The 264-nt window shown below is 70.1% G+C and carries 1 protein-coding gene; it reads right to left on the minus strand.

The window, feature by feature from the left end; all coding sequences use genetic code 11:
- Positions 1–264, minus strand: a 264-nt coding sequence (locus SB764_RS41235) for a hypothetical protein (protein ID WP_410866932.1), incomplete at both ends; no start/stop codon positions are given.

Below are 264 nucleotides of genomic sequence, written 5' to 3' on the forward strand. Positions count from 1 at the left end.
GACCTGCCGCCTTCCAGCTCCTTGCGCACGCCGTTGACGGTCAGCGCGGCCTGCCACGGAGTCGACTTGTCGCCGCCCGCGGCGCGCGCGGCCAGCAGCAGGGCCATCTGTTCCTGGGTCGACAGGTACGAACGGTTGCCCATGCGCGCGGCCAGCTGCGTCATCAGGTTCTCGACGCGGTCATGGCGCAGCTGATCGGTGGCGACGGCGACGACGGTGGCCGTCATCTCGCTGAAGTCCACCCGCGCGTTGCGCAGGTCGCAT

The organism is Paraburkholderia sp. SIMBA_027 (genome assembly GCF_046535315.1).
GTDB lineage: Bacteria > Pseudomonadota > Gammaproteobacteria > Burkholderiales > Burkholderiaceae > Paraburkholderia > Paraburkholderia tropica.